Below are 24,487 nucleotides of genomic sequence, written 5' to 3'. Positions count from 1 at the left end.
CGGTTGGGAGGAGCCGCCGATGAAGACCGTGAAATTCACCGCCATGAAGGACGGCGACCGCGAGGACTATGCCTTCCTCACCGAGCACGAGATCGACTATGCGGCAAAGACCGGCGAGCGGCTGCTCGACGCGCTCGTCCAGCTTGATGCGGGCCTCTCGGGCTACAAGATCACCCGGCTCGGCCATTCACTGCAAGCGGCAACACGGGCCTGGCGCGACGGCGCCGACACCGACTGGATTGCCTGCGCCTTGCTGCACGATATTGGCGACATCTACGCGCCCTATAACCACGACGAGTATGCGGCGTCGATCCTGAAGCCTTTTGTGCGCGAGCAATGCACCTGGGTGGTGGAGAAGCACGGCGATTTCCAGCGCCTCTATTACGCCCACCACCTCGGCGGCAATCCACACGCCCGCGACCGTTTCGCCGGGCACATCTACTTCGACGATTGCGATAAGTTTTGCGAACGCTGGGATCAGTCGAGCTTCGATCCCGACTACGAGACATTGCCGATCGATTTCTTCCGGCCCTTCGTGCTCGAAGTGTTCGCGCGCAAGGCCTATGACGCATCCGTGATCCGTGCCGGCGAGCGTGTCGCCCTCACCGACCCCGCAACAGCCCGCACAAGAACCGGAGCTTCCGCATGAGCATCATCAACAAGGCGGCCGCGATCGGCGGCGGCGTCATCGGCGCCGGCTGGGTGGCGCGGCTGCTGCTCAACGGCATCGACGTGTCGATCTTCGATCCCGATCCCGAGGCGTCACGCAAGGTCGGCGAGGTGATGAAGGGCGCACGCCGCGCCTACAAGCAGATGCTGCCCGGCGGCCTGCCGAAAGAGGGCAAGCTTACCTTCGCCAAGACGATCGCCGAGGCGGTGGCCGACGCCGACTTCATCCAGGAAAGCGTGCCGGAGCGGCTCGACCTGAAGCACCGCGTGCTGGCCGAGATCGACCTTTATGCACCGGCCAACGCCATTATCGGCTCCTCCACCTCCGGCATCAAACCGACCGACATGCAGGTGGCGATGAAGAAGCACCCGGAGCGGCTGGTCGTCGGCCATCCGTTCAACCCCGTCTATCTGCTGCCGCTGGTCGAAATCGTCGGCGGCGAACAGACCTTTCCCGAGGCGATCGAAGTCGCCAAGGAGATGTATGCCTCGATCGGCATGAAGCCGGTGGTGATCCGCAAGGAGATCGAAGCGTTCGTCGGCGACCGGCTGCTCGAAGCGGCCTGGCGCGAGGCGCTGTGGCTGGTCAAGGACGGCATCTGCACGGTCGAGGAGCTCGACGACATCATGCGCTACGGCTTCGGCCTGCGCTGGGCGCAGATGGGCATGTTCCAGGTCTATCGCGTCGCCGGCGGCGAGGCCGGCATGCGCCACTTCATGGCGCAGTTCGGCCCGTGCCTGAAATGGCCGTGGACCAAGCTGATGGACGTGCCGGAGTTCAACGATGAGCTGGTCGAGCTGATCGCGACGCAGTCGGACGACCAGGCGCACGGTCTGTCGATCCGCGAGCTCGAAAAGATCCGCGACGACAATCTGGTCGCCATCATGGAGGCACTGTCGAAGCAGAACAAAGGCAAAGGCTGGGGTGCCGGCGCCCTGCATAAGGACTACACCAGGCAGCTGGCCAAGCTCGCGGCCAAGAAGCCCACCGCCTCCAAGGCGGCCGAAAAGGCCAAGGCTGAAAAGCCGAAGAAAAGGAAGAAAGGCTGAGACCATGGATTTTGGTCTTTCGGAGGAGCAGAAGCTCATCGTCGAGACGACTCGGGCCTTCGTCGAGAACGAGCTTTACCCGCATGAGCGCGAAGTAGAGCGTACCGGCGTGCTGCGCCGCGAGCTGATCGAGGAGATCAAGGCCAAGGCGATCGAAGCCGGCCTCTATGCCGCCAACATGCCGGCCGATGTCGGCGGCGCCGGGCTCGATACGGTGACCTGGCTGCTCTATGAAAAGGAACTCGGCCGCGCCAATTACGCGCTGCATTGGACCTGCGTGGCGCGGCCTTCGAACATCCTCCTTGCCGGCACGCCGGAGCAGCGCGAAAAATATCTGTTTCCCTGCATTCGCGGCGAGAAATGGGATTGCCTGGCAATGACCGAGCCGGGCGCCGGCTCCGATCTGCGCGGCATGAAGGCAACCGCCGTGCAAGACGGCGACGACTGGGTGCTGAACGGCACCAAGCATTTCATCAGCCATGCGGATCTCGCCGATTTCGCCATCGTCTTCATGGCCTCGGGTGAGGAAGAGGCTTCGCGTGGAAAACGCAAGAAGATCACCGCCTTTTTCGTCGACAAGGGCACCAAGGGTTTCACCGTGCGCGACGGCTACCGCAACGTCTCGCATCGCGGCTACACCAACGCCATCCTCGAATTCGACGATTGCCGGTTGCCGGCGAGCCAGGTTCTGGGCGAGGTCCACAAGGGCTTCGAGGTCGCCAATTCCTGGCTCGGCGCAACGCGCCTGCAGGTCGGCGCCACCTGCCTTGGCCGTGCCGAGCGGGCGCTTGGCCATGCCATCGAATACGCCGCGCAGCGCCAGCAATTCGGCCAGCCGATCGGCAAATTCCAGGGCGTGTCGTTCAAGCTCGCCGACATGGCGACCGAGCTGAAGGCCGCCGACCTGATGGTGTTCGAAGCCGGCTGGAAGTACGATCAGGGCACCGTCACCGACCAGGACATGGCCATGGCCAAACTGAAGGCCACCGAAATGCTCGCCTTTGTCGCCGACGAGGCGATCCAGATCCATGGCGGCATGGGGCTGATGGACGATTTGCCGCTCGAGCGCATCTGGCGCGACGCCCGCGTCGAGCGCATCTGGGAAGGCACTTCGGAAATCCAGCGCCACATCATCTCGCGGGCGCTGCTGCGCCCGTTCGGGGGCTGAACAGCGCAATGTTTGCATTCCTTCCCACCCCCCTCTGTCCTATCGGACATCTCCCCCTCAAGGGGGGAGATGGGCCGCCATTCCTGATTTCGCCAGTTATTACCGTTGCATGCCTCGGGCCGGCGGCCCAGCTGCCAATCTCCCCCCTTGAGGGGGAGATGCCCGGCAGGGCAGAGGGGGGTCTTCGTGCACAGGCTTGAACGTCTTTTGCGGCCGAAATCGATCGCGGTCTTCGGTGGTGCGCAGGCTGCCGCCGTCGTCGCGCAATCGATCAAGATGGGCTTTGCCGGCGAGATCTGGCCGGTGCATCCGAGCAAGGCCGAGGTCGCCGGCCGCAAGGCCTATCGCTCGGTGGCCGAATTGCCCGGTGCGCCGGATGCCGCTTTCGTCGGCGTCAACCGGCACTTGACCATCGAAGTGGTCAAGGCACTGGCCGAGCGCGGCGCCGGCGGTGCGGTCTGCTTCGCCGCCGGCTTCCTCGAAACCGAGGCCTATGACGAGGACGGCGAGCGGCTGCAGGCCGAGCTGGTCGCGGCGGCGGGCCAAATGCCAATCATCGGGCCGAACTGCTACGGGCTCATCAACTATGCCGACGGCGCGCTTTTGTGGCCCGACCAGCATGGCGGCATCAGGCTGCCAGAAGGCGGTCGCGGCGTTGCCATCATCACCCAGTCGTCGAACATCGCCATCAACATGACGATGCAGAAGCGCGGCCTGCCGATCGCCTTTCTGATGACCGCCGGCAACCAGGCGCAGACCGGGCTTTCCGAAATGGCGCTCGGCCTGATCGAGGACGACCGCGTCACCGCGCTCGGCCTGCATATCGAGGCCTTCGATTCGGTAGCCGGCTTCGAAAGGCTGGCGGCACGGGCACGCGAGCTGAAGAAGCCTGTCATCGCCATGAAGGTCGGCCGCTCCGAGCAGGCGCGGCAGGCGACCGTCTCCCATACCGCGTCGCTGGCCGGCTCGGACGCGGCGTCCGGCGCCTTCCTGAAGCGGCTCGGCATCGCCCGCATCGATTCAATTCCCGCCTTCATCGAGGCGCTCAAGCTGCTGCACGTCACCGGCCCCCTGCCCGGCTACCGGCTGTCGTCGATGAGCTGTTCGGGCGGCGAGGCGTCAGTGATGGCCGACAGCGCCGAAGGCCGCTGGGTGACGTTTCCGCCACTCACCCCCGAGCACCGCGCGCATGTCAAATCGACGCTCGGGCCGCTGGTCGCGGTGGCCAACCCGCTCGACTACCACACCTTTATCTGGAACAACGAGCCGGCGATGACCGCCACCTTCACCGCGATGGTGTCGGGCGGCTTCGACCTCAACATGCTGGTGCTCGATTTCCCGCGCCCCGACCGCTGCTCGGACACCGACTGGTGGGCGACGCTGCGCGCCTTCGAAGTGGCGCTGAAGACCAACAGCGCGCAAGGCGCGATCGTCTCCTCGCTGCCGGAGAACCTGCCCGAGGAATACACTGCCGGCCTGATGGCGCGGGGCATGGTGCCGCTGTTCGGCATCTCCGAAGCCATGGACGCCGCCCAGGCGGCGGCCTTCATCGGCTGGGCCTGGCGCGAGCCGCAGGCGCAGCCGATCGACACTTCGGCGTCCGGCGCGCCGGTCGGCGACCATGTCACGCCGGACGAGGCCGAGGCGAAGGCGCGGCTCATCGAGGCCGGGCTCCCCGTGCCGAAGGGCGAGCGCGCCGGCAACGCGGTCGAAGCTGTCATCTCCTCGATGGCGCTCGGCTTCCCGGTGGCGCTGAAGGCCCTTGGTGTCATCCACAAGTCCGAGCTCGACGCGGTCCGGCTCAATTTGAGGGATGCCGAATCCGTCAGCACCGCCGCCCACGATCTCGGCCCGCTCGGCACGGGCCTTTATGTCGAGCGCATGGTGCGCGACGGCGTCGCCGAGCTGCTCGTCGGCTTCACCCGCGACCCGATGTTCGGCGCCGTGATGACGCTCGGCACCGGCGGCGTGCTGGTCGAGCTGTTGCGCGACAGCGTCACGCTGATGCTGCCGGCGACCCGCGACGATATCGAGGCCGCTTTGCGCGGGCTGAAACTGTTCCCGCTGCTCGACGGCTATCGCGGTCGGCCGAAGGCCGATGTTGCAGCGGCAATCGATGCGATATCGGGCATTGCCGCTTTCGTGCAGCAAAACGCCGGCGAGATCGAGGAACTCGACATCAATCCGCTGATCGTCTGCACCGAAGGCAAGGGCGCCTGGATCGCCGATGCGCTGCTGGTGCTTGGAGACAAGAAGAATGTCTGAAATCATTTCGACCCGCCGCGAAGGCGCTGTCCTCGAAGTCACGCTCGACCGGCCCAAGGCCAATGCCATCGACCTGAAGACGTCGCGGCTGATGGGCGAGATTTTCAAGGCGTTTCGCGACGATCCCGACTTGCGCGTCGCCATCGTCAAGACCGCCGGTGACAAGTTCTTCTGCGCCGGCTGGGACCTGAAGGCCGCAGCCAGCGGCGACGCGGTCGACGGCGACTATGGCGTCGGCGGCTTCGGCGGGCTGCAGGAACTGCGCGACCTCAACAAGCCGGTGATCGCCTGCGTCAATGGCATGGCGGTCGGCGGCGGCTTCGAACTGGCGCTATCCTGCGACCTCATCTATGCATCGGATCACTCCTCCTTCGCCCTGCCCGAAATCCGTGCCGGCACGCTGGCCGATGCGGCGACGATCAAGCTGCCTAAGCGCATCCCCTACCATGTCGCCATGGACCTTCTGCTCACCGGCCGCTGGATGGATGTCGCCGAGGCGCATCGATGGGGCCTGGTCAACGAGGTGCTGCCCAAGGAAAGACTGGAGGACCGCGTCTGGGAAATCGCACGGCTGCTTGCCAGCGGCCCGCCGCTGGTCTTCGCCGCGATCAAGGAAACGGCCAGGGTCGCAGAATCGCTGACGTTCCAGGACGCCATGAACCGGGTGACGCGCCGGCAACTGTCGACGGTTGACGCACTCTACGGCTCGGAGGACAATCTCGAGGGCTTTCGCGCCTTTGCCGAAAAGCGCGATCCGGTGTGGAAGGGGAAGTAGTGGTATTGCAGGAATGATGGCGCTCACCCCCCTCTGTCCTGCCGGACATCTCCCCCTCAAGGGGGGAGATTGGGTGTCATCATCGCTTTCGCCAATTGTCGACGCCGGAAAAAAGGCGGTTTCGCCGAAGCTGCCGATCTCCCCACTTGAGGGGGAGATGGCCGGCAGGCCAGAGGGGGGTGTTCAGGCGGATTCATTGCGATCCATTTAGCGCCCATGACCGACTACAAAACCCTCATCGACGCCGAGACCTGGGCCTTCATCGAGCGGACCAATTCTTATTATCCGCCCGATACGATCGACTACACCATCGCCGAGCAGCGCCAGATCTACAACCGGATGTGCCGCGAGTTCTTTGCCGGCTATCCCCAAGGCGTCACGGCGGAAACCACCGCCATTGCCACACCCTGGCACATTCCGATCCGCGTCTACCGCGCCCCGGCGCCGGAAGCGGCGGCGATGGTGCTTTATTTCCATTTCCATGGCGGCGGTTTTATCCTCGGCGGGCTCGACAGCCATGACGACCTCTGCGCCGAGCTTTGCAGCCGCACCGGCTATGAAGTGGTTTCGGTCGACTACCGGCTGGCGCCTGAGCACCTTCATCCGGCCGCCTTCGACGACGCCATCTGCGCCTTCGAATGGGCGGCGGCGACTTACGAGCGTCCTGTCCTGCTCTGCGGCGACAGTGCCGGCGGCAATCTCGCCGCCGCTGTCAGCCACGCAACGCGCGGCCATGCGCGCAAGCCGATCGGCCAAATTCTGGTCTATCCCGGTCTCGGCGGCGACAGCTCCGCCGGTTCCTACGTCACCCACGCGGAAGCGCCGATGCTTACCGCGCGCGACCTCGTTTTCTACAGGGACATCAGGACCGGTGGCGAGGATCGCACCGGCGATCTCACTCTGTGGCCGCTCGCCGACGCCGAGTTCGCCAATCTGCCGCCCACCGTCGTGATCACCGCTGAATGCGACCCGCTGTCGTCGGACGGCGAAGCCTATCGCGACCGCATCGTTGCCGCGGGCGGGCGCGCCTGGTGGCTCGAGGAGCCGGGGCTGGTGCATGGCTATTTGCGCGCCAGGCACACGGCCGGCCGCGCCCGCTCGAGCTTTACCCGGATTGTCGATGCGGTAGCGATTTTGGGAAGGGGCGAGTGGATCTGGTGAGTGATGTCTTCCCGACCAGAACGGGCCTTTGTCGGCCGGTACAGCTCTATTTGCGGCGGCGTCGCCGGCCGGAAACCTGCTTCAGCCAAGGTCCTAAATGAAAGCCGCTCATCAGCAGGTACATCGGGACCATGCCGCCCAGCGGTGACGCCTCTTGCCCGGTCGAGCACATCATGTCCGGCGCGCCGCCGAGAAGCGTCAGCAGCGCCATGGTTGCGAAGGTCGGCGCGGCCGCAAAGGACAGCCAATCGGCTGCACTATGGCCGGCCGGGCTCGCATCGCCGGTGGATCCGCCTGCATGAATCTCGCTCATGTCCGTAGTCCTGCATAGCGAGCGGGATGCGGTCGATCCGTGCATCCCGCTCCTCCAATTGTCCTGGCCGCATTTCCGCGACGCCAAAGACGTTCTATTCAGTGCGGTTCCGGAACGCGGCCTCTCCGGCGTCCGACACCTCGACCCACTTTTTGTCGGGAACGGCTTCGGCGCCGTAATTGTCGTGCCAGTTCCACCACTTGTACGTCGGCGTCTGCGGATAGCCCTCGGGCGAATCCTCCCAAACCTCCTGGCGGCCGAGCGGCGACAGGTCGAGATAGCTCCATACGGTCCCCATCGCCTCGTCGCCGCGGTTGTTGATGAAGTAGGTACGGAACACGCGATCACCGTCGCGGATGAACACGTTGTGGCCGTGCCATTCGTCAACGCCGAAATCGGCATCGAAGCTGTCGGTGATGGTGTACCAGGGCATCTTCCAGTCCATCCGCGCCTTCAGCCGCGCAATGTCGGCCTGCGGTGCGCGCGAGGCGTAGGCAAGCGTGGTGTCGCGGGCGTTCAGATGGGCGAGGTTGCCGACCTGGTCCGCCCCAAGCGAACAGCCGCGGCAAGCGTGGTCGGGCCAGCCGAATACGCCGGGCTCGAAGAAGGCGCGGTAGACGATCAGTTGACGGCGGCCCTCGAACAGGTCGAGCAGGCTCACCTTTCCGTCAGGCCCTTCGAACGTATAGGTCTTCTCCACCGCCATCCACGGCATCCGCCGGCGCTCGGCGGCCAGTGCGTCGCGAGCCCGGGTCACGGTCTTCTCCTTCACGAGCAACTGCTGGCGCGCGGCCTCCCACGCGTCAGGCGAAACGACCGGTGGTGTCTTCATCGCGAGCCGCGTCGTCTGCTCGCCTGTGCCATTCTGATGTGCCGTCATTGTGCATCTCCCTTGCTGGTTTGTCGCCGCACCGGCGCGACGTGTTGGGTCGTGAGCCAGGATAGGGGCGATAGCGGATTGGCGAGAGTGACAAGTGTGACGCGATTCCGACGGGTCCGCTGATCACGGCCAATTTCGCCGCCCGCGACGCCCCTGCGCTCATTCGTGCCCGGACTGCTGAATGGGCCGAGCGCCGGCCAGATAGCGGTCATTGTCAAACGGCTCGGCGTGGTTGCTGTCCGGACTCCACAGCTGCCGGTGGGTTCGTGTGAGATCGCCGAGGTAGACATGCAGTGCACCCGATCGCGCACCGCCCGTATTCGCAACCGCATGCACGGTATTTGACGCCATGTGCACCACGGCAGGCGCTGCGATGTCCTGCCTTTCGGGAACATCGAGTTCGCTGCCGGCAACGGGATAGATGAAGTTCGTCTCGCTGCCCTTGTAGATGCCGATCAAGGCATCCATCAGGTGGTTGTGAGGCGGGTACTGCAGGCCGGGCGACAGAGTGATGTGATAGATCGTCAGGTTCGGACTCGCATGCAGAAGCACCTCGTCGTCGTCTTCTTCGTGAGCGAGTGTTCCCGATGCGTGAAAGCGGTTGGTGTAGTCGCCCAGGACCGTCCTTACCGCTTCGAGGGGATCTGGCCCTTTCGCTGCATTGACGATATCATCGGCAACGGCGTAGAGGGGCGAGTTGGCGGCTAAAGGCTTGATGTGGCTGAGCGTGGCCAACGTGTCGAAGCCGGGATAGAGCGGGACCGGCAGGCGCTTGCCGCGCGCATCGAGCCACAGCGATGACGGGCCGGGCAGGATGCGGATCGCATGATCGGTCCAGATCGGTGCCCAGTTCCTGACGCCCTCGACATAGTGCCACATGCGGTCGCGGTTGATCAGCCGGCCGCCGGCGGCTTCGACGATCGCCAGCATGCGGCCGTCGACATGATCGGGAACGCCAGTGATCATGCGTTTCGGCGGCGCGCCCATCCGCTTCGGCCAATTCTCCCGGACCAGCTGGTGATTGGCGCCGATGCCGCCGGAGGCGACGATGACGGCCTGCGCCTTCAGCTCGAAATCGCCGGTGATCTCGCGCGAGCTCTTGCGGCCGCGCTCGGCATCGCTCGCCGCCAATAGGTCGCCGCGCACGCCGTTGACGACGCTGCCCGTCCGCGTCAATTCGTTGACCCGGTGACGGAATTTGAAGCGGATCAGCCCGCGTTTCTCGGCCTCGCGTACGCGCTGCACGAACGGTTCGAGCACGCCAGGGCCGGTGCCCCAGGTGATGTGGAAGCGCGGCACCGAATTGCCGTGGCCGACGGCATTGCCGCCGCCGCGCTCGGCCCAGCCGACCACCGGAAAGAATTTCAGGCCGCGCTGCATGAGCCAGGAGCGCTTCTCGCCGGCGGCGAAGCCGAGATAGGCCTCGGCCCAGCGGCGCGGCCAGAGATCTTCCGTGCGGTCGAAGGCCGCGGTGCCCAGCCAGTCCTCGAGCGCCAGCTCATACGAATCGCGGATGCGCATGCGCCGTTGTTCGGGCGAATCGACAAGGAAGATGCCGCCGAGCGACCAGAATGCCTGGCCGCCAAGCGACTGTTCCGGCTCCTGCTCGACGATGATGGTCTTCTTGCCGGCCGCAGTCAGTTCGGCCGCCGCGACAAGGCCGGTAAGGCCGGCGCCGACAATGATCACATCCGCATCGTCGGACATCTATTTGGCCATGATCTCGTCCAAAAACCGGTCCCCTTTTTGGGATCATGGCCGGCCTAGACTGTTTCCCAGCCTTCCTTCTCGCCGGCGCGGAAGATGGCATCGATGACCTTCTGGTTGAGCACCGATTCTTCTAGAGTGAAGACGCGGTCCTTGCCGCCCTGCGCAGCCCGCGCGAAGGCCTCGACTTCCAGCCGGTATTGCTGCGTGCCGGGAAAGCGGAACACCTGCGCCTCGCTGTGGTTCTGGTTGTGCAGCTCGACGCGGTGATGGTCGTAGAGCCCGGCGTTGAACGGTGAGAACACCTCGATGAAGCCCTTCTCGCCGTGGAAGACCATCACCTGGCGTGCCGCCATTTGCGTCGACAGGTAAAACGACAGCTCGAAGTCGCCGAAATCGGCGCGGATCGAGGAATAGATGTCGGTGCCGAACGTCTTGTCGCGCTCGATCGTCGCCTGGACGCGCAGCGGCTCCTTGCCGGTCGAAAAGCGTGTCGACACTGTCGGGTAGACACCGATGTCGGGCAGCGCGCCGCCGCCGAGATCGAGCTTGTTGCGCATGTTGTTGGGGTCGACATTGTAATAGGAGAACGCGCCCTGGACATGGCGCAGCCGGCCGATGGCGCCGTTGGCGATCAGCTCGCGCACCTTGATCCACTGCGGATGGTAGACGACCATGAAGGCTTCGCAGACCAGCACCTTCCTGGCATCGCGCAGCTTGATCAGCGGCGGAATGTCCCCGGCATCGAGCGCCAGCGGTTTTTCGACCAGAACATGCTTGCCGGCCTCGATCGCCTTGGCCGTCCATTCGACATGCTGCGAGGTCGGCAGCGGAATGTAGACGCCGTCGATGTCGCTGGAGGCGAGCAGCTCCTCATAGGAGCCGAACGCGTGGCGCGCACCGAAGCGTTCGCCCAGCGCCCGCGCTTTCGACAGATCGCGGCTGGCAATCGCGGACAGCACGCCGTTCTCCGCCTCGACGATTGCCGGCAAAAGCTGCTCGCGGCCGATCTTGGCCGTCGACAAAACACCCCATCGGAACATCAAATTTCTCCTCTCGATTGCAGGCCTGGAGGTTTGCCCTAATTCAGGAGAAAAGCCAATGCGGGAGCATGGCGGCGAACAGGGCGATCATCTGCGGCTTGTCCGGATGCCCGCGCTGCCCTGGCGGAACCTGCAAAGGCTATCCCCTTCTACCCGTCAGCGTCATGTCGAAGTCGACGACGTTGGAATAAATCGGCGTGCCGACATCCATGCCGTAGCGCGACCGCAGCACCTTGCCGGTGACGTGGAATTTTATCGTGCCCGCCTTGAGGCCACCGAGATCGGCCGTGAACTTTTCCTGAAAGGTCTTGCCGCGCGCCGTCAGCCTGCCGGTAACCAGGGCTGACGTGTCGCCGGTGCGTTTGACGCTGGTCGAACGGAACTGGATCTCCGGATTGTCGGCGGCGTCGAAGACCGCGTCCGAGCGAAGAAAGGCATCGATGCGGCTTTGGCCGGTGCCGACGCTTTCGGGGAAGATGGTGAAATTGACCTGGGACCGGCCGACATCGCTGTTGTCGATGAGGATACTGCCCTTGAAGCGGGCGAAGGCACCGTCGAGCCCGCCGCCGCCGAGCTTGCCGATGGAGAAGTGGATGCTGGAACTCCCCGGGCGGATGATGTAGCTGCCGGCCGCGTCGCCGAGGGCAACGGCGGCGAAAACAGGCATGGCAATACAAGCGGCGGCGGCCGCAAATCCGAAGATGCGCGCGTACATGGAAATGGTCCTCTTGGCAGGCAACGCTTTCTTGCGTCCTCGCCCCATCAACGAATGAGCCGTCCGCTCTATTCCCTGTCGTGATGTGACGAAGCCGTGATCATGCGCGTCAGCACGGTATCCCTCAGCCAGAAATGATGGCGCAGCGCTGCGGCGAGATGCAAAGCGACAAGTCCGATGCCGGCATAGGCGAGATACCAGTGCGTCGCTGCCCAGAAGCTTTCTGCCGTGTCCGATTCACCGAGCGGCAGATTGGGCATGACGAACAGATTGAACGGCACGGTCGGGATCTCCAGCACCGAGACCGAGACCAGCGCCCAGCCGGACAACGGCAGAGCGAGCTGAAACGCATAAAGCGCGAGATGGACCAGCGGCGCCGCACGGCGCTCGAAAGGCCCGACCGAGCGCGGCAGCGATGGGGCCGGTCTGCCTAGGCGCCAGGCGATGCGCAGGATGACCAGTCCAAGCAGCAGGAAGCCGAAGGATTTATGCAGCTGGATCAGCTCGAAGGCGGTGCGCTGGCTGGACAGCCGCACCATGACGAAGCCGAGCACGAACTGGCCGATAAAGAGCGCCGCGATCAGCCAGTGAAGGATGATCGCCGTCCAGCCGTAGCCGGCCGTCTGGTTTTTGGGCAGTGCTGACATGGTCGGTGAACGAATGCCAGGTCGGCTTTCTTCCACCTCTCCCTTGTGGGGAGGGTTGGCTTACTCGCCGACCTTGAAAAAATCGACAAAGGCCCTGAGCGCCGGCCGCATCTGGCGGCGGCTGGGGTAATAGACGAAGAAGCCGTCGAAGCGCGGGCACCAGTCCTCCAGCACGCGAACGAGCTTGCCGGCGGCGAGCGCGGCGCGGACATAGTCCTCGAACACGAAGGCGAGCCCGGCGCCGTCAACCGCGGCATTGGCAATCAGATGGTCCTCGTCGAGGATCAGCGGCCCTTGCACCGCTATCTCGATCTCCTCGCCGTTTTGCTCGAATTCCCAGCGGTAGAGAATGCCGCTGGAGAAGCGGAAGCGGATGCAGCGGTAAGCGGCGAGATCGCGCGGATGCTGCGGCTTGGGCACGGTCTCGAAGTAGGCTGGCGCGCCGACCACGGCGCCGCGAAGGTCTGGTCCGATGCGCACCGCGATCATGTCGCGCTGCAGGCTCTCGCCCAGTCGCACACCGGCATCGAAGCCGCCCTCGACGACGTCGGTGAAGCGGTCCTCGATGACGATCTCCAGCACGATGTCGGGATAGGCAGCCGCAAAGGCGCTGAGCCTCGGCGTCAGCGCCAGGTGGGCCGCGGTGCGCGGCACGGTCAGCCGGAGATTGCCGGCCGGCCGGTCGCGCGCCTCGATCGCCGATTCCAGCGCCAGGTCGATTTCCGACAGCGCCGGCCTGAGGCGCTCGAGCAGTTGCGCGCCCTCCTCGGTCGGAGCGACGCTGCGCGTGCTGCGCGCCAGCAGGCGAACGCCAAGACACGCTTCCAGGCTGGACACCGCATAGCTGACCGCCGATGGCGCGATCGCCAGCTCCTTGGCGGCGCCGCGAAAACTGCCGCATTGGGCGACCGTTGCCAGTACCGCGAGCTGTGAAAGATGGGTTCGCTTCATTGATCTATTTCTTGGAACAGCCCGTGCAAATGAGAGCCGATTATCGAACGCAGGGCAAGACGCTATCTCTGCGGCATCACAACCATCACAACAAGGAGACACGTGATGCAAACCCGCAAGCTTGGCAATGAACTTGACGTCTACCCGGTCGGCCTCGGCTGCATGGGGATGAGCTTTGCCTATGGTGGCCAGCCGGAGGCGGAGGCGATTGCCACGCTGCGCCATGCCGTCGAGATCGGGGTCAATTTCTTCGACACGGCCGAGGTCTATGGCCCTTACGAGAACGAAATCCTGGTCGGCAAGGCGCTGAAGCCGGTGCGTGACAAGGTGACGATCGCAACCAAATTCGGCTTCAAGATCCTCGAAGAAGGCAGCGGCATGGAGCGCATGGCCGGTGTCGATAGCCGCCCGGAGCATGTCAAGGCGGTGGCCGAAGCGTCATTGAAGCGGTTGGATACGGAGGTGATCGATCTCTATTACCAGCACCGCGTCGACCCCAACGTGCCGATCGAGGATACGGTCGGCGCCATGGCCGAGCTGGTGCGCGAGGGCAAGGTGCGGGCGCTCGGCCTGTCGGAGGCGAGTGCGGCGACCATCCGCCGGGCGCATGCCGTGCACCCGATCGCCGCCGTGCAGAGCGAGTATTCACTGTGGAGCCGCGATCCGGAGGGGGAAGTGTTTGCCGTCTGCCGCGAGCTCGGCATCGGCTTTGTCCCGTATAGCCCGCTCGGCCGCGGCCTGCTCACCGGCACGATCGCCAAGCCCGATGTTCTCGGCGCCGACGACTGGCGCCGCGGGTTGCCGCGCTTCCAGGCCGACGCCATGGCGGCCAATGCGGCGGTCGTCGCCGTGCTGGAAAAGATGGCCGCCGGGAAGGGCGTGACGCCGGCGCAGCTGGCGCTCGCCTGGGTGCTGCATCAGGGCGACTTCATTGTCCCGATCCCTGGTGCCCGCAAGATCCGACATCTCGAACAGAATACGGCGGCAGCCGATATCGTACTGAGCCAGGCCGAGGTGGCATCCATCGGCGACGCCCTGTCGCCGGAAAAGGTGGTCGGCAAGCGCTATACCGAGGAGCTGCTGGCGCTGGTCAACGGGTGAACGGCAATCGACGGCGCAATCGAAACGGGGCGTTTCGGCACCCCTTTTTGACTAATACGGTGCGATGCAAAGCGTTGTGAGACCTCGGCGCGAGGCACCCCCTCTGTCCTGCCGGACATCTCCCCCTCAAGGGGGGAGATTGGCAGTTCCCGCGCCCTCCCCGCCCTTCCGGCGCCGGTGATTGGCGAAAGCCGAGGCGACATCCGATCTCCCCCCTTGAGGGGGAGATGCCCGGCAGGGCAGAGGGGGGGTGCCTCGCGCCGACATTTCCTACCAAGGCACGACACTGATCTCCGGCCAGTTCTCCCTGGCACGCGCGCCCTTCATCTCGTGCGTCTGCCGATTATCCAGTGCACGGTTCGGGGTAACGCGAAACGAGAAGATGTCGTCGAGCCCGAACGGCGCCACGAGCGCGAGTTGCCCATCGATGCCGAATCTAACGCCGACCGCATGGGTTTTCGAAGCGAAATAGGACAGCGCCTCGGCGGACGACGACAGTCTGGGATAGGAACCGCCAAAGCGCGCCTCAAACCACAGATGCACCCGCGCCTGGTTGCGCACTTCGACCGGCAGCGTCAGTCCTTCGAACTGCTTCGCCGCCCGGCGGATGACCGTGTCCTCGGCTTCATAGGACAGATCGCTCTCATCGAAATAGAACAGGTCGACATCCCGGATGCCGTACCCCGAGGGCTTTCCGGTCAGATGATTCCAGACGCTGTTGTAAAGCGCGCCTGAGACGACCAGCCAGTCCGGCAGGCCTAGCACCCGTACCCGCGACAGCGTCTCACCGACCAGCGGATCGGCTGAGACGATATCGAGAAAGACTGCACGCTGTTCCTCGAAGGGCAGCCCTGAATAGCGCAGATGGTCCATCGCCCTTTGGAGGGCGATTCGTCACCTGCCGGCAACCCCTCTAGATCCTCAGCGCGCCATCCGTTGTGCAATTATCGGAAAGGGCGTCGTGACGCCCATTTCTGCAGGCTAGTTTCCCTCTCGCCCAAGGCTCATTGTTCGGTCGGTCTCGGACCAGAAGACTGGCTCCTCGATTGGCGGCCATTCTTCGCCGTACACAAAGCCTTCGATCGCATCTAGCTTTCCTTCAATCTCATCGAAGAACAGCACCATGCCGCAAAGAAGCTGGTCAGGTCCAACGCACGCTACCCGAAGCGAACTGAACACTCGACTCTCAAAGCGCAATTCCGGGGGAACCGATGAGGCAACGATTGTGGTCATGAACCCTACAGGATCGCGGCTGCGGTCTTTGACTTTCAGCGCACGCATCATGTCAGGAGAAACGCCGGCGGAACGGCAGAACTCCTTGACGAAAAACACTTCCAGCGGGGTCAGGTGCATTTAGCTCAGCGGCAGAACGGACAGCGTTTCATTGGCGCTTGTACATCACGTCCGTTCGGATGACGTACTTGCGCCCCGACAGCACCTCGTCGCCGCGATGCTCGATCGGATGGTAGAACGCCAGTGCCATTCCTTTCTTCGGCTTCACCAGAAGACTGCTACCGGCATAGCCCGGCACCTCGCCGCGAAACGAGGTTCCTCCCCCTTCAAATCCATCTGATAGATAAATCATGAACGTGAACTGACTGCGCTCCAAGGCGTGGCGCTCGAAATAGCCGTCATGGTGCCAATCGAACTTCTGGCCCGGCCCATAGCGATAGAAACGGAAACGCTCATTCAGCCCGGTCAAGCGCCAGTCGCCGAGACCACGATAGAGCAGAGGCCGCGCCCGTGCGAAGAGCAAATCCGCAAGGTCCTCGTCATCGAAGACAACCCGGTCGTTATTGCGAAGCTCCTTCAGGACGGTGGCGCCGCCGGAGCTGTTCACCTTGGCCGCCTCGAAACCGTGCCGTTCACTGTCAGCGATCAGATCGGCGCATTCCTGGTCATCCAAGAAGCCGTCGATCGTCCCGATGTGAGTTGCCAGCCAGGTGATGGAGAGTTTGCTGGTGTGAACCATCATCGCATCCGTTCTAGGTTCTGAGCACGCCGCCGGTCTGCTTGCCGACATTCTCGACGATGCGCTTGGCCAGCGCCTCGAAATCGTCGTCGGTCAGCGTCTTTTCGACCGGCTGGATCGACACTTCGATAGCGATCGATTTCTTCGCCGCGCCGAGCGCTGCACCCTCGAAAACATCGAACACCGAGACGCCGGAAATCAGCTTTCGGTCGGCGGCAAGGGCGGCGCGAACGAGTGTGCCGGCTTCGACCGCCTTGTCGACGACGAAGGCGAAATCGCGCTTGACCGCCTGGAAGGCGGACAGATCCAGCCTCGGCTTTGTTCGCGTCGGCTTGGCCTTCGGCTCAGGCACGGTATCGATGAACACTTCGAAGCCGCAGAGCGGGCCGGAGACGTCCAGCCCCTCCAGCGTCTTCGGGTGGAACTCGCCAAACGTGCCAAGGATTACCTTCGGCCCAAGCTTGATCGTGCCGGAGCGGCCGGGATGATACCAGGCCGGGCCGCCAGCCTCGATCTGCAGCCGCTCGACCGGCGCGCCGCAGGCTTCGAGTGCTGCGATCGCATCGGCCTTGGCATCGAAGACGCCGACGGCGCCGGCATTGCCGGCCCAATGGCGGCCGGAGCCCTCGAGCCTGGCGGTGCCGCGCCGCACGCCGGCGGCAACACGCCGCTGCTGGTCGGCGCCGTCGCCCTCGTAAGTGCCCGACACTTCGAACAGCGCGACATCGCCGATGCCCCTGTCGGCATTGCGCTGTGCTGCCGCAATCAGCCCCGGCAGCAGCGACGGCCGCATGTCCGACATATCGGCGGCGATCGGGTTGGCAAGCTTCAGCGCCTGCTGGCCGCCGCCGAACAATTCGGCGTGTTTTGCCGGAACGAACGACCAGGTGACGGCCTCCATCATGCCGCGCACGGCAAGCGCCCGCTTGGCGGCGCGGGTGCGGATCTGCAGCACAGTCAGGATCCTGGCGTTGACCGCATCGTGCGAACCAAGCGGCTGCGGCGCGATATTGTCGACGCCGTGGATGCGCATGACCTCCTCGACCAGGTCGGCCTTGCCGTCGACATCCGGCCGCCAGGACGGGACCGCCACATTGACGACATCGCCCGTGCCCTCCGGCTTGAAGCCGAGGCGGGCTAGAATGTCGAGGCTCGTCGCGCGCGGCACTTCGATGCCGGTCAGCCGCTTCACTTCCGACAATGGGAACGAGACGATCTTCGGCTGATGGCCGGCATAGCCGACGACTTCGGTTTGCGCCGGCGTACCGCCGCAGAAATCGAGCACCAGCTTCGTCGCCAGCTCCAAGCCGGGAACCATCATTTCCGGGTCGACGCCGCGCTCAAACCGATAGCGCGCGTCGGTGATGATGCCGAGCGTGCGGCCGGTGCGGGCGGTGGTGATCGGGTCCCAAAGCGCCGACTCGATCAGCACGTCGGTGGTGTTCTCGTCGCAGCCGGAATGCTCGCCGCCCATGATGCCGGCAATCGATTCGATGCCGTCCTGGTCGGCGATGACGCACATCTCCGGCGTCAGCGTGTATTCGCGGCCGTCGAGCGACAGCACCTTTTCGCCATCACGCGCCCGGCGCACGGCGAGATTGCCGGTGACCTTCGCAGCGTCGAAGACATGCAGCGGCCGGCCGCGGTCGAAGGTGACGTAATTGGTGATATCGACGAGCGCGCTGATCGGCCTCAAGCCGATGGCGAGAAGCCTTTGCTGCAGCCATTTCGGCGACGGTCCGTTCTTGACGCCGCGCACCAGGCGCAGCGCAAAGCCGGGACAGAGCTCCGGCGCTTCGATCGTCACCTTGACCGGCGTCTCGCCCTTGCCGGGGATCGGCTCTATCGGCGCGCTCTTCAGCGTGCCGAGCCCGCTCGCCGCCAGATCGCGGGCGATGCCATGGACACTGGTCGCATCCGGCCGGTTCGGCGTCAGATTGATCTCGATCAGCGGATCATCGAGATGGGCATAGGCGGCGAAGCTGGTGCCGACCGGCGCATCGGCCGGAAGGTCGATGATGCCGTCATGCTCCTCGGACAATTCGAGCTCGCGCTCGGAGCACATCATGCCGTGGCTTTCAACGCCGCGGATCTTGCCGACGGTCAGCGTCACGTCGATGCCGGGAATATAAGTGCCCGGTGCTGCAAAGGCGCCGATCAGGCCCGCGCGGGCGTTCGGCGCTCCACACACGACCTGCACCGGCGGCTTGCCGTCGCCGGTGTCGACGGTCAGCACGCGAAGCCGGTCGGCGTCGGGATGCTGGACCGCCGTCAGCACCTTGGCAATGACGAAGGGGGCCAGGCTCGCCCGGTCGTCGACATGCTCGACCTCGAGGCCGATCGAGGTGAGACGCTCGACGATTTCCGCCAGCGAGGCGTCGGTCTCGAGATGATCCTTGAGCCAGGAGAGGGTGAGTTTCATGACTGTGTTCCGTCTGGTCTGGGCACGCTGCACTTGAAGCTATGCGGCCGCGCGTCGGACATGTGCAGGAAGGCGAGCTGCCCGCGGATTTGCTGCGGCCCGGTCGTCACGCGCTCAAGCCCCCGAACAGCGTCGGCATGTCAAGCGGCCTAAAACCGTAATGCGACAGCCAGCGCACATCGGCGTCGAAGAAGGTGCGCAGATCCGGCATGCCGTATTTCAACATGGCGATGCGGTCGATGCCCATGCCCCAGGCGAAGCCCTGGTATTCGTCGGGATCGAGCCCGCCGTAACGGAGCACATTGGGGTGGACCATGCCGCAGCCGAGGATCTCCATCCAGTCCGAGCCCTCGCCGAAGCGCACCTCGCCGGGCCGCGAACGGTCGCACTGGATGTCGACCTCGAGGCTGGGCTCGGTGAACGGGAAGAAGGACGGCCGGAAGCGCATCTTGACGCTCGGCACTTCGAAGAAGGCCTTGCAGAACTCCTCCAGCACCCATTTCATGTTGGCGACGTTGGCCGATTTGTCGATCACCAGCCCCTCGACCTGATGGAACATCGGCGAGTGGGTGGCATCGGAATCCTGCCGGTAGGTCTTGCCGGGAATGACGATGCGGATCGGCGGCTTCTGCATCTCCATGGTGCGGATCTGCACCGGCGAGGTGTGGGTGCGCAAAAGCTTGCGCTCGCCCTGCGCGTCCGGCTGGAAGAAGAAGGTGTCGTGCATCTCGCGCGCCGGGTGGCCTTCCGGGAAGTTCAGCGAGGTGAAATTGTAATAGTCGGTCTCGATGTCCGGACCTTCGGCGATGGCAAAGCCGAGATCGCCGAAAATCGCCGCGATCTCGTCGATAACCTGGCTGATCGGATGGATGCGGCCGCGCTCGGCCGGCGATTGCCTGACCGGCAAGCTGACGTCGACCTTCTCGGCGGCAAGCCGTGCCGTGATCGCCACATCTTTCAGCTCGGCGCGGCGCGCCGAAAGTGCCTCGGTGACGCGGTTCTTGAGGCCGTTGATTGCCGGGCCTTTGACCTGTCGCTCCTCGGCGCTCATCGAGCCGAGTGTCTTCAGCATCTCGGAAACCGAGCCCTTCTTGCCAAGGGCAGAGACACGCACCGCCTCGATCGCCTGCTCGTCGGCGGCCGAGGCGATCTCGGCCATCAGGGAATTTTCGAGAGTTTCCATGTCACTCATGTTCCAGATCCGATTGGAAGCAAAGAAAAACCCGCGCCAGCCCTGCCAGCGCGGGTTTCCCAAATCAAGTGTCGAATAGCTTGGGAAGCGCTGGTCTTAAGCGACAGCGCTTTCAAAAGCATTCGGCGTGGTATTCTTCAGGTATTCGAGCGCGACCTTGGCCTTGGCCACGAGTGCGGCGAAGGCCTGCGGCTCGTGGATGGCCATGTCCGACAGGATCTTGCGATCGATCTCGATGCCGGCCTTGTTGAGACCGTCGATGAAACGGCCGTAGGTCAGGCCATGCTCATGCGTCGCCGCATTGATGCGCTGGATCCACAGCGCGCGGAACGAGCGCTTGCGGTTCTTGCGGTCGCGATAGGCGTACTGCAGCGACTTTTCCACCGCCTGCTTGGCGATGCGGATGGTGTTCTTGCGACGGCCGTAAAAACCCTTGGCGGCTTTCAGGACCTTCTTGTGCTTGGCGTGCGAGGTGACGCCTCTCTTTACGCGTGCCATGTCATGATCTCCTTAAAAGCAATTCCAGGAAAAGTGCCTGGCGGTTTTCCGTTCGGAATTGCGTAAAACAAATGCGTGCCCAGACCGAATGCTCTTATTTTGGCGCATGATGTTTCCAAAAAGTCTGCAACTTTTTGGCATCATGCCCTAGAGGCCGTTCGGCAGAAAATTCTTGATGACCTTCTTGCCATCCGGTTCAGCCAGAACCATCGTGCCGCGGGCATTTCGAATGAACTTGTTGGAACGCTTGATCATGCCGTGACGCTTGCCGGCCGCAGCCGACAGAACTTTACCCGTACCTGTGATCTTGAACCGCTTCTTGGCGGCCGATTTGGTCTTCATCTTGGGCATTTTGCTACTCCGTTTATATGCGCACCAATGCGCTTTTTGTTCGCTTCAGGCCGACCAAAGCCCGAAAAGCAAATGAAACCGCCACGGCATGCCCTGCCGGGCGGTTTTTTGGGAACGGCGGTCCTATACGTCAAAGCGGGCTGGCGCGCAACACCCCGTGCCGAGCAACACTGTAGTGCTCAGGGGAAACGGAACAGCACCGGCAATATGCCGGACTGCTGGGCGCCGTCGATCAGTTCGAAAGCCGGCAAGGCAACGAGGAACACCAGCCCGTCCAGTAACGTGGTTCGCAGCAGGCGCGGCTTGAAGCTGCCGGTGTCGCCTTCCTGATACAGCGACAGTTTCGGGAAGAAGCGCGGCACTTTCGCCAGGTAGGCCTGGTATGGCGCGCCGAGAGCCTGCTTGAGGAATTTCTCCTCGCGCAGGATAACGATGTAAAAGGCACCCGCGCAGAGCGCTCCAAAGCCGATCGTGGCGGTGATGGAGCCGATCTGTGCGCCGACACCGGCGGCAGCTAAAGTAGAGAAGACATAGAGCGGGTTGCGGGTGATCGAATAGGGTCCGCCGGTCACCACTTCGGAGGATTTGCGACCGCCGATATAGAGCGTCGACCACAAGCGTCCGACGATGCCGAGAAAGATCAGCACGACGCCGACCATCTCGATCGTTTCATGCACAGGCGTATCGGGCGGAAAAACCGACTGCCCGAACAAAAGCATCGCGAACAGGACGACGACGACGACGGCAAGCACCATCCTGCGCGTGTGCTGGTAGCTGCCCAGCCCATATTTGGCTTCCGAATGCTTGACGTCATTGACCATGTCGGGAATCCGATCGTCGAGGGAACCAGAGCGTCTTTGCTCTCGCCGGCGATCGCAGCGTCTGGCCAAGAAAACAGGCGCCCCGCCGATCGCCGGGACGCCTTGCAACATGATTCAGGCGGATTTTATGCACGTCGCCCAACAGTGCGCAGCGGTTTTGCGACAACGACATGCACAAAACAGAACTAAAGCGCAACGCGCTTTAGCGGGGCGCCAGCACCATCATCATCTGACGGCCTTCGAGCTTCGGTTCGGCTTCGACCTTGGCGATGGGCGCCACTTCCTCGCGAACCTTGTTCAGAAGCTGCATGCCGAGTTCCATATGCGCCATCTCGCGACCGCGGAAGCGCAATGTCAGCTTGACCTTGTCGCCTTCCTCGAAAAAGCGCCGGACGGCCTTCATCTTGGTCTCATAGTCGTGGCTGTCGATGTTCGGGCGCATCTTGATCTCCTTGATCTCGATGACCTTCTGGTTCTTGCGCGCCTCGGCCGCCTTCTTCTGGTTGGCGTATTTCAGCTTGCCGAGATCGAGGATCTTTACGACGGGCGGCACTGCATTGGGCGATATCTCGACCAGATCGAGCCCCGCCTCTTCGGCGAGCAGCAATGCATCGTTGATGGAGACATCGCCGCGGTTCTGGCCTTCGGCGTCGATTAGCTGGACCCGGGGAACCCGGATGTCACGGTTGGAGCGCGGGCCTTCCTTGGTGGGCGCCGCTGCTTTGAAAGGTCTGCGAATGGTCGTGGTCTCCTTGAGCCGTTTCGTTAAGGGGTTCTTCAGTTCAGAATTGCGAACGCGCAATGTGGTGAGCGCGCGGTCGGAGTCAATAGCACAGCATTCTCAGGAAATCACCTGCTCGATGGAATGCTCCTCTGCACCAAGCGAAGAAAGTGGCGGAGCACTTTTCGTTGAACCCCCGCTTGTGCCAAAAGACCGGCGTGAGGGAATACACCATGACCACCACCCCGATCTTCCTGGACGTCGACGGGACGAGCATCGCCGTCAGGCATGCGGCAGGTGCCGAGCCCGGCATCGTCTGGCTCGGCGGCTACAAATCCGACATGCTGGGCACCAAGGCCGAAACGCTGTCGGAATGGGCGCGCAAAGAAGGTCGCGCCTTTCTGCGCCACGATTATTCCGGCCACGGCGAATCGGGTGGCGCCTTTGCCGACGGCACCATCTCGAAATGGCTGGGCGAGAGCCTGGCGGTTTTCCGCCGCTTCACCCAGGGCAGGCAGATCCTGGTCGGCTCCTCGATGGGCGCCTGGATCGCGCTGCGCATGGTGCAGGAATTGCGCAAGGCGGGCGAAAACAGCATCGCAGGTCTTGTGCTGCTGGCCCCGGCGCCCGATTTCACCGCTGAACTGATCGAGCCGGTGCTGACCGGAGCGCAAAAGCGCGACCTCAGGAAAAAGGGCTTTTTCGAGGAGCCGTCGGACTATTCAGCCGAGCCTTACATCTACACGCGCGCGCTGATCGAGGACGGCCGCAACAACCGGGTGATGACCGGGCCGATCGACACGCACTGTCCGGTCCACATCCTGCAAGGCCTTGCCGATCCCGACGTGCCGTCGAGCCATGCGTTGAAGCTGGTCAGCCTGCTGCCGGCCGACGACGTCACGCTGTCGCTCATTCCCGACGGCGACCACCGCCTGTCGCGGCCGCAGGATCTCGACATGCTGGTGCGGGCGGTGGACGCCATGGTGCGGCAGGCGGGATAGATTCAGCCGTTGCGGAACGCATAAGCATATCCGTTGATGGCCGGAGCGCCGCCAAGGTGGGCGTAGAGCACTTTCGATCCCTTGGGAAAATAACCCTTGCTCACGAGATCGATCGTGCCCTGCATGGATTTTCCCTCATAGACCGGATCCGTGATCATGCCTTCAAGACGCGCGCAGAGACGGATTGCTTCCTTCGTCTCCTGCGAGGGGACGCCGTAGACCGGATAGGCATAATCTTCGATCAGGACGACATCGTTCTCATCGAGCTCCTTGCCGAGTTCGACCAGCGTCGCGGTGCTCTGCGCGATCTTGAGCACTTGCGCCTTGGTCTGCGCCGGGGTGCAGGATGCGTCGATGCCGATCACCTTGCGCTCGCGGCCGTCCTTGGCGAAGCCGACCAGCATGCCGGCGTGAGTCGAACCGGTGACGGTACAAACGACGATGTAGTCGAAGGCAAAGCCGAGCTCCTTCTCCTGCGCGCGGACCTCCTCGGCAAAGCCGACATAGCCCAGGCCGCCATATTTGTGTACCGAAGCCCCGGCCGGAATTGGATAGGGTTTGCCACCCTTGGCCTTCACATCCGCGATTGCCTGTTCCCAGCTTTCCCTAATCCCGATGTCGAAACCCTCATCGACCATCTGGACATCAGCGCCCATGATCCGGCTCAAAAGGATATTGCCGACGCGATCGTAGACGGCGTCCTCGTGGGGCACCCAGCTTTCCTGCACGAGGCGGCACTTCATGCCGATCTTCGCCGCGACGGCCGCCACCATGCGCGTATGGTTGGATTGGACGCCGCCGATCGACACCAGTGTGTCGGCGTTTGAGGCGATCGCGTCCGGGACGATATATTCGAGCTTGCGCAGTTTATTGCCACCGAAGGCAAGGCCGGAATTGCAATCCTCCCGCTTGGCATAGAGATCGACCTTCCCGCCGAGATGACCACCAAGCCGCTCCAGTTTCTCGATATGGGTCGGCCCGAATGTGAGCGGATAACGTTCGAATTTCTCGAGCATGAGAGTGCCCTCGCTTGTTCCATTCATTGCGGTGTGGTGCGATGAACA

The 24,487-nt window shown here is 63.5% G+C and carries 25 protein-coding genes; 8 read left to right on the top strand and 17 right to left on the bottom strand.

What is annotated here, in order from left to right:
- Positions 1-19: 19 nt before the first annotated feature.
- From NKI67_RS11245 to NKI67_RS11220, 6 genes are all read left to right on the top strand, one after another.
- The gene (locus NKI67_RS11245; RefSeq protein ID WP_023677594.1) at positions 20-649 is read left to right on the top strand and encodes an HD domain-containing protein; all 630 of its coding nucleotides are present in this window, start codon (positions 20-22) and stop codon (positions 647-649) included.
- Positions 646-1,719, top strand: a complete 1,074-nt coding sequence (locus NKI67_RS11240; protein WP_352568444.1) for a carnitine 3-dehydrogenase — start codon at positions 646-648, stop codon at positions 1,717-1,719. The genes NKI67_RS11245 and NKI67_RS11240 overlap by 4 nt, the downstream gene beginning before the upstream one ends.
- 4 nt (positions 1,720-1,723) lie before the next feature.
- Positions 1,724-2,887: an acyl-CoA dehydrogenase family protein gene (locus NKI67_RS11235; RefSeq protein ID WP_023677593.1), complete on the top strand. Its 1,164-nt coding sequence runs from the start codon at positions 1,724-1,726 to the stop codon at positions 2,885-2,887.
- A gap of 186 nt (positions 2,888-3,073) precedes the next feature.
- Positions 3,074-5,152: an acetate--CoA ligase family protein gene (locus NKI67_RS11230; protein WP_352645314.1), complete on the top strand. Its 2,079-nt coding sequence runs from the start codon at positions 3,074-3,076 to the stop codon at positions 5,150-5,152.
- Positions 5,145-5,927, top strand: coding sequence for a carnitinyl-CoA dehydratase (locus tag NKI67_RS11225; RefSeq protein ID WP_023677592.1), 783 nt, complete (start codon positions 5,145-5,147; stop codon positions 5,925-5,927). The genes NKI67_RS11230 and NKI67_RS11225 overlap by 8 nt, the downstream gene beginning before the upstream one ends.
- 216 nt (positions 5,928-6,143) lie before the next feature.
- A complete protein-coding gene (locus NKI67_RS11220) occupies positions 6,144-7,088 on the top strand; it encodes an alpha/beta hydrolase (protein ID WP_352645312.1) in 945 nt (314 codons plus the stop codon).
- Positions 7,089-7,134: 46 nt separating this feature from the next.
- Here the strand turns inward: NKI67_RS11220 and NKI67_RS11215 are convergent, their stop codons facing one another.
- From NKI67_RS11215 to NKI67_RS11185, 7 genes are all read right to left on the bottom strand, one after another.
- A complete protein-coding gene (locus NKI67_RS11215) occupies positions 7,135-7,401 on the bottom strand; it encodes a hypothetical protein (protein ID WP_023677590.1) in 267 nt (88 codons plus the stop codon).
- A 94-nt stretch (positions 7,402-7,495) separates the two neighbouring features.
- Positions 7,496-8,281, bottom strand: a complete 786-nt coding sequence (locus tag NKI67_RS11210; protein WP_023677589.1) for a DUF899 domain-containing protein — start codon at positions 8,279-8,281, stop codon at positions 7,496-7,498.
- Between the two features lie 159 nt (positions 8,282-8,440).
- Positions 8,441-9,988, bottom strand: a complete 1,548-nt coding sequence (locus NKI67_RS11205) for an FAD-binding dehydrogenase (RefSeq protein WP_352645310.1) — start codon at positions 9,986-9,988, stop codon at positions 8,441-8,443.
- A gap of 56 nt (positions 9,989-10,044) precedes the next feature.
- Positions 10,045-11,031: a Gfo/Idh/MocA family protein gene (locus tag NKI67_RS11200; protein ID WP_023677585.1), complete on the bottom strand. Its 987-nt coding sequence runs from the start codon at positions 11,029-11,031 to the stop codon at positions 10,045-10,047.
- 139 nt (positions 11,032-11,170) lie between these two features.
- Positions 11,171-11,746, bottom strand: a complete 576-nt coding sequence (locus NKI67_RS11195; RefSeq protein WP_023677583.1) for a YceI family protein — start codon at positions 11,744-11,746, stop codon at positions 11,171-11,173.
- A gap of 68 nt (positions 11,747-11,814) precedes the next feature.
- Positions 11,815-12,393, bottom strand: coding sequence for a cytochrome b (locus NKI67_RS11190; protein WP_023677582.1), 579 nt, complete (start codon positions 12,391-12,393; stop codon positions 11,815-11,817).
- A gap of 60 nt (positions 12,394-12,453) precedes the next feature.
- Positions 12,454-13,344 carry a LysR family transcriptional regulator gene (locus tag NKI67_RS11185; RefSeq protein ID WP_023677581.1) on the bottom strand — a complete coding sequence of 297 codons (891 nt, stop codon included), beginning with the start codon at positions 13,342-13,344 and terminating at the stop codon, positions 12,454-12,456.
- Positions 13,345-13,449: 105 nt separating this feature from the next.
- Between NKI67_RS11185 and NKI67_RS11180 the strand changes: the two genes are divergently transcribed.
- Positions 13,450-14,445, top strand: coding sequence for an aldo/keto reductase (locus NKI67_RS11180; protein ID WP_023677580.1), 996 nt, complete (start codon positions 13,450-13,452; stop codon positions 14,443-14,445).
- Positions 14,446-14,715: 270 nt separating this feature from the next.
- Here the strand turns inward: NKI67_RS11180 and NKI67_RS11175 are convergent, their stop codons facing one another.
- The 9 genes from NKI67_RS11175 to infC form a co-directional block, all read right to left on the bottom strand.
- Positions 14,716-15,318 (bottom strand): nucleotidyltransferase family protein, encoded by a 603-nt coding sequence (locus tag NKI67_RS11175; protein ID WP_023677579.1) that lies wholly within the window; start codon positions 15,316-15,318, stop codon positions 14,716-14,718.
- A gap of 108 nt (positions 15,319-15,426) precedes the next feature.
- A complete protein-coding gene (locus NKI67_RS11170) occupies positions 15,427-15,798 on the bottom strand; it encodes a hypothetical protein (protein WP_023677578.1) in 372 nt (123 codons plus the stop codon).
- A gap of 28 nt (positions 15,799-15,826) precedes the next feature.
- A complete protein-coding gene (locus NKI67_RS11165; RefSeq protein WP_245274729.1) occupies positions 15,827-16,420 on the bottom strand; it encodes a prolyl hydroxylase family protein in 594 nt (197 codons plus the stop codon).
- Positions 16,421-16,430: 10 nt separating this feature from the next.
- Positions 16,431-18,839: a phenylalanine--tRNA ligase subunit beta gene (gene pheT, locus NKI67_RS11160; protein ID WP_023677576.1), complete on the bottom strand. Its 2,409-nt coding sequence runs from the start codon at positions 18,837-18,839 to the stop codon at positions 16,431-16,433.
- Positions 18,840-18,945: 106 nt separating this feature from the next.
- A complete protein-coding gene (gene pheS / locus NKI67_RS11155; protein ID WP_023677575.1) occupies positions 18,946-20,031 on the bottom strand; it encodes a phenylalanine--tRNA ligase subunit alpha in 1,086 nt (361 codons plus the stop codon).
- Positions 20,032-20,127: 96 nt separating this feature from the next.
- Positions 20,128-20,529: a 50S ribosomal protein L20 gene (gene rplT, locus NKI67_RS11150; protein WP_006201247.1), complete on the bottom strand. Its 402-nt coding sequence runs from the start codon at positions 20,527-20,529 to the stop codon at positions 20,128-20,130.
- A gap of 147 nt (positions 20,530-20,676) precedes the next feature.
- Positions 20,677-20,880, bottom strand: a complete 204-nt coding sequence (rpmI, locus tag NKI67_RS11145) for a 50S ribosomal protein L35 (protein WP_006201248.1) — start codon at positions 20,878-20,880, stop codon at positions 20,677-20,679.
- A 179-nt stretch (positions 20,881-21,059) separates the two neighbouring features.
- On the bottom strand, positions 21,060-21,701 hold the full coding sequence (locus tag NKI67_RS11140; RefSeq protein WP_023677574.1) for a methyltransferase family protein: 642 nt from the start codon (positions 21,699-21,701) through the stop codon (positions 21,060-21,062).
- 202 nt (positions 21,702-21,903) lie between these two features.
- The gene (gene infC, locus NKI67_RS11135; protein ID WP_023677573.1) at positions 21,904-22,440 is read right to left on the bottom strand and encodes a translation initiation factor IF-3; all 537 of its coding nucleotides are present in this window, start codon (positions 22,438-22,440) and stop codon (positions 21,904-21,906) included.
- Positions 22,441-22,655: 215 nt separating this feature from the next.
- On the opposite strand from infC, the gene NKI67_RS11130 reads away from it, so the two are divergent.
- Positions 22,656-23,423, top strand: coding sequence for an alpha/beta hydrolase (locus NKI67_RS11130; RefSeq protein ID WP_023677572.1), 768 nt, complete (start codon positions 22,656-22,658; stop codon positions 23,421-23,423).
- Positions 23,424-23,425: 2 nt separating this feature from the next.
- On the opposite strand, the gene NKI67_RS11125 is transcribed toward NKI67_RS11130, so the two are convergent.
- On the bottom strand, positions 23,426-24,439 hold the full coding sequence (locus tag NKI67_RS11125) for a 1-aminocyclopropane-1-carboxylate deaminase (protein WP_352645306.1): 1,014 nt from the start codon (positions 24,437-24,439) through the stop codon (positions 23,426-23,428).
- Positions 24,440-24,487: the final 48 nt, after the last annotated feature.

Source organism: Mesorhizobium sp. M0408 (assembly GCF_040321495.1).
Lineage (GTDB): Bacteria > Pseudomonadota > Alphaproteobacteria > Rhizobiales > Rhizobiaceae > Mesorhizobium.
This window is presented reverse-complemented; position numbering and strand designations above follow the sequence as displayed.

What these genes read in the sequence shown, in the direction of transcription:
- NKI67_RS11225 (WP_023677592.1), top strand. Translation starts at nt 5,145, where the DNA reads ATGTCTGAAATCATTTCGACCCGCCGCGAAGGCGCTGTCCTCGAAGTC.
- NKI67_RS11235 (WP_023677593.1), top strand. Translation starts at nt 1,724, where the DNA reads ATGGATTTTGGTCTTTCGGAGGAGCAGAAGCTCATCGTCGAGACGACT.
- NKI67_RS11210 (WP_023677589.1), bottom strand. Translation starts at nt 8,281, where the DNA reads ATGACGGCACATCAGAATGGCACAGGCGAGCAGACGACGCGGCTCGCG.
- NKI67_RS11245 (WP_023677594.1), top strand. Translation starts at nt 20, where the DNA reads ATGAAGACCGTGAAATTCACCGCCATGAAGGACGGCGACCGCGAGGAC.
- NKI67_RS11130 (WP_023677572.1), top strand. Translation starts at nt 22,656, where the DNA reads ATGACCACCACCCCGATCTTCCTGGACGTCGACGGGACGAGCATCGCC.
- pheT (WP_023677576.1), bottom strand. Translation starts at nt 18,839, where the DNA reads ATGAAACTCACCCTCTCCTGGCTCAAGGATCATCTCGAGACCGACGCC.
- NKI67_RS11195 (WP_023677583.1), bottom strand. Translation starts at nt 11,746, where the DNA reads ATGTACGCGCGCATCTTCGGATTTGCGGCCGCCGCCGCTTGTATTGCC.
- NKI67_RS11185 (WP_023677581.1), bottom strand. Translation starts at nt 13,344, where the DNA reads ATGAAGCGAACCCATCTTTCACAGCTCGCGGTACTGGCAACGGTCGCC.
- NKI67_RS11215 (WP_023677590.1), bottom strand. Translation starts at nt 7,401, where the DNA reads ATGAGCGAGATTCATGCAGGCGGATCCACCGGCGATGCGAGCCCGGCC.
- NKI67_RS11140 (WP_023677574.1), bottom strand. Translation starts at nt 21,701, where the DNA reads ATGGTCAATGACGTCAAGCATTCGGAAGCCAAATATGGGCTGGGCAGC.
- NKI67_RS11125 (WP_352645306.1), bottom strand. Translation starts at nt 24,439, where the DNA reads ATGCTCGAGAAATTCGAACGTTATCCGCTCACATTCGGGCCGACCCAT.
- NKI67_RS11180 (WP_023677580.1), top strand. Translation starts at nt 13,450, where the DNA reads ATGCAAACCCGCAAGCTTGGCAATGAACTTGACGTCTACCCGGTCGGC.
- NKI67_RS11175 (WP_023677579.1), bottom strand. Translation starts at nt 15,318, where the DNA reads ATGGACCATCTGCGCTATTCAGGGCTGCCCTTCGAGGAACAGCGTGCA.
- pheS (WP_023677575.1), bottom strand. Translation starts at nt 20,031, where the DNA reads ATGAGTGACATGGAAACTCTCGAAAATTCCCTGATGGCCGAGATCGCC.
- rplT (WP_006201247.1), bottom strand. Translation starts at nt 20,529, where the DNA reads ATGGCACGCGTAAAGAGAGGCGTCACCTCGCACGCCAAGCACAAGAAG.
- NKI67_RS11190 (WP_023677582.1), bottom strand. Translation starts at nt 12,393, where the DNA reads ATGTCAGCACTGCCCAAAAACCAGACGGCCGGCTACGGCTGGACGGCG.
- NKI67_RS11200 (WP_023677585.1), bottom strand. Translation starts at nt 11,031, where the DNA reads ATGTTCCGATGGGGTGTTTTGTCGACGGCCAAGATCGGCCGCGAGCAG.
- NKI67_RS11240 (WP_352568444.1), top strand. Translation starts at nt 646, where the DNA reads ATGAGCATCATCAACAAGGCGGCCGCGATCGGCGGCGGCGTCATCGGC.
- NKI67_RS11165 (WP_245274729.1), bottom strand. Translation starts at nt 16,420, where the DNA reads ATGATGGTTCACACCAGCAAACTCTCCATCACCTGGCTGGCAACTCAC.
- NKI67_RS11170 (WP_023677578.1), bottom strand. Translation starts at nt 15,798, where the DNA reads ATGCACCTGACCCCGCTGGAAGTGTTTTTCGTCAAGGAGTTCTGCCGT.
- NKI67_RS11220 (WP_352645312.1), top strand. Translation starts at nt 6,144, where the DNA reads ATGACCGACTACAAAACCCTCATCGACGCCGAGACCTGGGCCTTCATC.
- rpmI (WP_006201248.1), bottom strand. Translation starts at nt 20,880, where the DNA reads ATGCCCAAGATGAAGACCAAATCGGCCGCCAAGAAGCGGTTCAAGATC.
- NKI67_RS11205 (WP_352645310.1), bottom strand. Translation starts at nt 9,988, where the DNA reads ATGTCCGACGATGCGGATGTGATCATTGTCGGCGCCGGCCTTACCGGC.